Source organism: Microbacterium trichothecenolyticum, assembly GCF_000956465.1.
In the GTDB taxonomy this organism is placed as follows: domain Bacteria; phylum Actinomycetota; class Actinomycetes; order Actinomycetales; family Microbacteriaceae; genus Microbacterium; species Microbacterium trichothecenolyticum.
The window spans coordinates 1-5,492 of the sequence record NZ_JYJA01000006.1; the positions used below are offsets into that span (position 1 = coordinate 1).

3 rRNA genes are annotated in these 5,492 nt (G+C 55.3%); all 3 read right to left on the bottom strand.

From position 1 onward, the window contains the following. Nucleotides 1–50: 50 nt before the first annotated feature. The 3 genes from rrf to RS82_RS00050 all read right to left on the bottom strand — a co-directional run bounded on the left by rrf (nucleotide 51) and on the right by RS82_RS00050 (nucleotide 5,353). Nucleotides 51–167 (bottom strand): 5S ribosomal RNA (rrf, locus tag RS82_RS00040). A gap of 127 nt (nucleotides 168–294) precedes the next feature. Further along, nucleotides 295–3,400: ribosomal RNA gene (locus RS82_RS00045) — 23S ribosomal RNA — on the bottom strand. Nucleotides 3,401–3,831: 431 nt separating this feature from the next. Continuing rightward, nucleotides 3,832–5,353, bottom strand: a 16S ribosomal RNA gene (locus RS82_RS00050). The 16S, 23S and 5S rRNA genes sit together here, the layout of an rRNA operon. Nucleotides 5,354–5,492: the final 139 nt, after the last annotated feature.

The following is a 5,492-nucleotide window of genomic DNA, read 5'->3' on the forward strand; positions in this document are numbered from 1 at the left end:
CTGTTAACGCGGAATGGCCACCCGTGGGGGTGGCCATTCCGTGAATGGGTGTCCGGCGGTGTCCTACTCTCCCACAGGGTCCCCCCTGCAGTACCATCGGCGCTGAGAGGCTTAGCTTCCGGGTTCGGAATGGGACCGGGCGTTTCCCTCTCGCTATGGCCGCCGTAACTCTTTCGATGAGTTCGGTGCTTTCACAACGTGAAAAGTTCTCTTTTTTGTTGTGTTCCCGACCGTACATCGGGAACCACTCAGTGGACGCGAGCATTCTCAACCCCACACGGGTGTGGGGGAAGTGTTATCAAGTCATCGGCTTATTAGTACCAGTCAGCTGCACACGTTGCCGTGCTTCCACATCTGGCCTATCAACCCAGTAGTCTGGCTGGGAGCCTCTCACCCCGAAGGGTATGGAAGTCTCATCTTGAGGCCGGCTTCCCGCTTAGATGCTTTCAGCGGTTATCCATCCCGAACGTAGCTAACCAGCGGTGCACTTGGCAGTACAACTGGCACACCAGAGGTTCGTCCAACCCGGTCCTCTCGTACTAGGGTCAGATCCTCTCAAACTTCCTACGCGCGCAGCGGATAGGGACCGAACTGTCTCACGACGTTCTAAACCCAGCTCGCGTACCGCTTTAATGGGCGAACAGCCCAACCCTTGGGACCTACTCCAGCCCCAGGATGCGACGAGCCGACATCGAGGTGCCAAACCATGCCGTCGATATGGACTCTTGGGCAAGATCAGCCTGTTATCCCCGAGGTACCTTTTATCCGTTGAGCGACAGCGCTTCCACAAGCCACTGCCGGATCACTAGTCCCGACTTTCGTCCCTGCTCGACCTGTCAGTCTCACAGTCAAGCTCCCTTGTGCACTTACACTCGCCACCTGATTGCCAACCAGGTTGAGGGAACCTTTGGGCGCCTCCGTTACTTTTTGGGAGGCAACCGCCCCAGTTAAACTACCCACCAGGCACTGTCCCTGAACCGGATTACGGTTCGAAGTTAGATATCCAGAGTGACCAGAGTGGTATTTCAACAATGACTCCACCATAACTGGCGTCATGGTTTCATAGTCTCCCACCTATCCTACACAAGCCACACCGAACACCAATACCAAGCTGTAGTAAAGGTCACGGGGTCTTTCCGTCCTGCTGCGCGTAACGAGCATCTTTACTCGTATTGCAATTTCGCCGAGTTCGCGGTTGAGACAGTTGGGAAGTCGTTACGCCATTCGTGCAGGTCGGAACTTACCCGACAAGGAATTTCGCTACCTTAGGATGGTTATAGTTACCACCGCCGTTTACTGGGGCTTAAATTCTCAGCTTCGCCTTGCGGCTAACCGGTCCTCTTAACCTTCCAGCACCGGGCAGGCGTCAGTCCGTATACATCGTCTTGCGACTTGGCACGGACCTGTGTTTTTAGTAAACAGTCGCTACCCACTAGTCTCTGCGGCCACCACGCCCTTTTCCAGGCAAGCTGGTATAAGCGGATGGCCCCCCTTCTCCCGAAGTTACGGGGGCATTTTGCCGAGTTCCTTAACCACGATTCTCTCGATCTCCTTGGTATTCTCTACCTGACCACCTGAGTCGGTTTGGGGTACGGGCGGCTAGAACCTCGCGTCGATGCTTTTCTCGGCAGCATAGGATCACCCACTTTTCATCCGCATCGTGTCTCAGCCTCATGAGTCACGGATTTGCCTATGACTCGGCCTACGCACTTGCCCCGGGACAACCATCGCCCGGGATGGGCTACCTTCCTGCGTCACACCTGTTAATACGCTAACCGCACCAGCATGGGGTCGTACGCTAGGCCCCACGCCATCACCCGAAGGATCCGGTCATGGGGATTCAGATACTTAGCACTACTGGGTTAGTTTGGGCGGTTCTTCGCCGGTACGGGAATATCAACCCGTTGTCCATCGACTACGCCTGTCGGCCTCGCCTTAGGTCCCGACTTACCCAGGGAAGATTAGCTTGACCCTGGAACCCTTGGTCTTTCGGAGGACGTGTTTCTCACACGTCTTTCGCTACTCATGCCTGCATTCTCACTCGTGTAGCGTCCACGGCTGGGTCACCCCGCCGCTTCACTCGCCACACGACGCTCTCCTACCCATCAACACGGCTGGACCACGAAGGCCTACCAATAATGTCAATGCCACAACTTCGGTGGCGTGCTTGAGCCCCGTTACATTGTCGGCGCGGAATCACTTGACCAGTGAGCTATTACGCACTCTTTCAAGGGTGGCTGCTTCTAAGCCAACCTCCTGGTTGTCTAAGCAACTCCACATCCTTTCCCACTTAGCACGCGCTTAGGGACCTTAGATGGTGGTCTGGGTTGTTTCCCTCTCGACTATGAAGCTTATCCCCCACAGTCTCACTGCTGCGCTCTCACTTACCGGCATTCGGAGTTTGGCTGACGTCAGTAACCTTGTAGGGCCCATCGGCCATCCAGTAGCTCTACCTCCGGCAAGAAACACGCAACGCTGCACCTAAATGCATTTCGGAGAGAACCAGCTATCACGAAGTTTGATTGGCCTTTCACCCCTATCCACAGCTCATCCCCTCAGTTTTCAACCTAAGTGGGTTCGGCCCTCCACGACGTCTTACCGTCGCTTCAGCCTGGCCATGGATAGATCACTTCGCTTCGGGTCTAGGACATGCGACTGAATCGCCCTATTCAGACTCGCTTTCGCTACGGCTACCCCACCCGGGTTAACCTCGCCACATATCGCTAACTCGCAGGCTCATTCTTCAAAAGGCACGCTGTCACACCTACCAGGGGTGCTCCAACGGTTTGTAAGCAAACGGTTTCAGGTACTATTTCACTCCCCTCCCGGGGTACTTTTCACCTTTCCCTCACGGTACTTGTCCGCTATCGGTCATCTGGGAGTATTTAGGCTTATCAGGTGGTCCTGACAGATTCACACGGGATTTCTCGGGCCCCGTGCTACTTGGGATACGCTCCACGCCAGAACACGCATTTCGACTACGGGGCTGGCACCCACTCTGGCCCGCCTTTCAAGACGGTTCGTCTATACGCTTCTGTCACGTCGACCACTCGGCAGAATGATCAGGAACGTCCCGCAACCCCCCACATGCAACGCCTGCCGGCTCTCACACACATGAGGTTTAGCCTGATCCGATTTCGCTCGCCACTACTCACGGAATCACGGTTGTTTTCTCTTCCTGTGGGTACTGAGATGTTTCACTTCCCCACGTTCCCTCTACCCGCCCTATATATTCAGGCGGGAGTCACTAGGTCGGCACGCCGCCCAGCGGGGTTTCCCCATTCGGACACCCTCGGATCAAAACTTGCTTATCAGTTCCCCGAGGCTTATCGCAGATTGCTACGTCCTTCTTCGGCTCCAGATGCCAAGGCATCCACCGTTTGCTCTTAAAGACTTGAAAACATGAGAATCAAAACTCAGCCACACTCCAAAAAGGAATGCGACAGAAATTGACTAATGATCTTTAAGATCATCAACACAAAACAACCCCAAAGGGTCATCTTGCAAAGATGCTCGCGTCCACTGTGTAGTTCTCAAAGTACGGGCGGCACCCCCACCACACGACCAACCGGCCGGCAGCAGAGGCCCAGAGAGTTGCACACCACCCTCACCCCCGAAAGAGATCAAGCAGCGTCCGGTCCCTCAGGACCCAACAGCGTGCAGGCACCCCGCTCCCCGACCCCCACCCTCCAACCACACCCCGAAAGGTACGGCGTACTAGTAGGAACCAGCTGCGCTGATGCCATGTCAAATGTTCCACCCACGAGCCCCCGCAGAGACGTTCGCTCTGCTGAGGTTCCTGCAACCCCGAAGGGTCGAGGTGCTCCTTAGAAAGGAGGTGATCCAGCCGCACCTTCCGGTACGGCTACCTTGTTACGACTTAGTCCTAATTACCGATCCCACCTTCGACGGCTCCCTCCACAAGGGTTGGGCCACCGGCTTCAGGTGTTACCGACTTTCATGACTTGACGGGCGGTGTGTACAAGACCCGGGAACGTATTCACCGCAGCGTTGCTGATCTGCGATTACTAGCGACTCCGACTTCATGAGGTCGAGTTGCAGACCTCAATCCGAACTGGGACCGGCTTTTTGGGATTCGCTCCACCTCACGGTATTGCAGCCCTTTGTACCGGCCATTGTAGCATGCGTGAAGCCCAAGACATAAGGGGCATGATGATTTGACGTCATCCCCACCTTCCTCCGAGTTGACCCCGGCAGTATCCCATGAGTTCCCACCATTACGTGCTGGCAACATAGAACGAGGGTTGCGCTCGTTGCGGGACTTAACCCAACATCTCACGACACGAGCTGACGACAACCATGCACCACCTGTTCACGAGTGTCCAAAGAGTCCCCTATTTCTAGAGTGTTCTCGTGTATGTCAAGCCTTGGTAAGGTTCTTCGCGTTGCATCGAATTAATCCGCATGCTCCGCCGCTTGTGCGGGTCCCCGTCAATTCCTTTGAGTTTTAGCCTTGCGGCCGTACTCCCCAGGCGGGGAACTTAATGCGTTAGCTGCGTCACGGAATCCGTGGAAAGGACCCCACAACTAGTTCCCAACGTTTACGGGGTGGACTACCAGGGTATCTAAGCCTGTTTGCTCCCCACCCTTTCGCTCCTCAGCGTCAGTTACGGCCCAGAGATCTGCCTTCGCCATCGGTGTTCCTCCTGATATCTGCGCATTCCACCGCTACACCAGGAATTCCAATCTCCCCTACCGCACTCTAGTCTGCCCGTACCCACTGCAGGCCCGAGGTTGAGCCTCGGGATTTCACAGCAGACGCGACAAACCGCCTACGAGCTCTTTACGCCCAATAATTCCGGATAACGCTTGCGCCCTACGTATTACCGCGGCTGCTGGCACGTAGTTAGCCGGCGCTTTTTCTGCAAGTACCGTCACTTTCGCTTCTTCCTTGCTAAAAGAGGTTTACAACCCGAAGGCCGTCATCCCTCACGCGGCGTTGCTGCATCAGGCTTCCGCCCATTGTGCAATATTCCCCACTGCTGCCTCCCGTAGGAGTCTGGGCCGTGTCTCAGTCCCAGTGTGGCCGGTCACCCTCTCAGGCCGGCTACCCGTCGACGCCTTGGTGAGCCATTACCTCACCAACAAGCTGATAGGCCGCGAGCCCATCCCAGACCGAAAAATCTTTCCAACCCCCACCATGCAGTGAGAGCTCATATCCAGTATTAGACACCGTTTCCAGCGCTTATCCCAGAGTCCAGGGCAGGTTGCTCACGTGTTACTCACCCGTTCGCCACTGATCCACCAAGCAAGCTTGGCTTCACCGTTCGACTTGCATGTGTTAAGCACGCCGCCAGCGTTCATCCTGAGCCAGGATCAAACTCTCCATAAAAAAAGAATGCCACCCCCACCGGGAAAAACGGTAAAAGGCAGCGAGTTCAACCATGACCAAAAACGAATATCAAACTGACATCCATGAATTGATCCAAAAAAGACCCCCACCAACCAAAAAATGGTCGACAGAGAAAAAA